Origin of the sequence: Moorena sp. SIO1F2 (genome assembly GCF_010672755.1) — a bacterium.
Classification (GTDB): domain Bacteria; phylum Cyanobacteriota; class Cyanobacteriia; order Cyanobacteriales; family Coleofasciculaceae; genus Moorena.
The window spans coordinates 1-1,439 of the sequence record NZ_JAAHFV010000658.1; the positions used below are offsets into that span (position 1 = coordinate 1).

Annotated in this window: 2 protein-coding genes; both read right to left on the reverse strand. The window is 38.4% G+C overall.

Annotated features, from left to right (window positions below; genetic code table 11):
* Positions 1–321 precede the first annotated feature (321 nt).
* The gene (locus F6J94_RS33815) at positions 322–576 is read right to left on the reverse strand and encodes a hypothetical protein (protein ID WP_293018906.1); all 255 of its coding nucleotides are present in this window, start codon (positions 574–576) and stop codon (positions 322–324) included.
* A 281-nt stretch (positions 577–857) separates the two neighbouring features.
* On the reverse strand, positions 858–1,322 hold the full coding sequence (locus tag F6J94_RS33820) for a hypothetical protein (RefSeq protein WP_293048315.1): 465 nt from the start codon (positions 1,320–1,322) through the stop codon (positions 858–860).
* Between the last annotated feature and the right edge of the window lie 117 nt (positions 1,323–1,439).

A 1,439-nucleotide genomic window follows, 5' to 3' on the forward strand; every position in this document is an offset into this window, starting at 1 on the left:
TACCATGATCTAATTAGGGATTTAATCATAAAAGTTATTAGTAGAGTTATAGCATTTTATAGTAACCGTGATATACATTTAAATTTTCTTCCCTACTCCCTACTCCCTACTCCCTACTCCCTACTCCCTACCCAATTAGATACTTAACAACAAAAAAAAATAGCCGTAGAAATAATGTCCACGGCTATTTCAAGTCCACAGTAAGTGGATTCAAATCGCTATGTCACTCAGTTCCCGAACCTATCGAGAAATGCTCCTATTTAATCATACCGGAACTTTTGTTTTTGCCAAGGGGGGGCAACCCCCCCAGAAACTAACGTTTTAACGGAGCATCCAATACTTAGTGATGATCGTAATCACCTCCCCTGGCATGCCCGTAGGTTGCAGAGGACTCCACTCGGAAGCCTGTGCGTAGTTCATGGCAGACAGGGTATGAATAGTATTAGTTACTCCTTGACGAGGCCCCTTTAAAATGTGCTGAACAGGTTGTTGCTTTGGGAAAAAATCTTCAAGATTAATTCCGGGAATTTGATCTTCAGGATTATTGTCGGGGTTAGGGATAAATTCTTGCGACATAGCTCAATAGTTTAATTTAGCTTATTTGATAATTGTAATGATTATATATTTTATTGTCAAGGGTTTTTAGAATTTTTTTGGGGGGGGTATTTTAATGGTAAAAAAAAGCGATCGCGTAGCGTCTATTTGAGAGAATCGCAAAGATTATGCGATCGCTTTTTTTTGTATACCGGTCTGTAGGCTAATTAGGTAAACAATTTTTTTTTACCTGTTCCCTATTCCCTATTCCCTGTTCCCTACCTTTACAGATAAAGTTTCAACTTGGTGCAATAATATATTATTTATGCTTGCCCCTTTCGCGTCATACCGATACCAGAAAGATAAAGATCAGGAACTTTATAACGTTTAACATCATCTTTAGTCCCTTCATAAATAGATAACAAACCCACTTCTCTAGCAAAACTCAATTTATCATATAATTCACTTACATCAGTTGCATAGAAGGGCGAACGTCCTATTCCTTTAAGACAATAAATCAAATCTTGAAGTTCACTAAACTCTTCATTTATCAAAGCATCTAATGCTTTTTCTGATACCTTTTCAAGAGATGAACTCAAAGCCCGTGGTCGGATGATAGTTTTCTGATAAGGATTTCGCTCTTGTTCGTTTATTTCCCAATCTTTCGCCTCAGCAAAAAGTTGTAACAGAGCACGGGGACTATGGTTGTTACTGCCATCAGCAATTCGCTTCCAGACCCAGTTCCGAGTAAAGGCAGATTTACCCCCTTTCATCCGCTCACCAACCAAAAGATTCCAAATTTCAAAGACCTGTGATTCACAAGAGCGGCGAGTAGGGAAAGGGGGGAAATCTCGGAGGTCGCGGTGTCATTAAAAAAAAAAAAAAATAAAACATCTAAAAACAAT

What these genes read in the sequence shown, in the direction of transcription:
- F6J94_RS33815 (WP_293018906.1), bottom strand. Translation starts at nt 576, where the DNA reads ATGTCGCAAGAATTTATCCCTAACCCCGACAATAATCCTGAAGATCAA.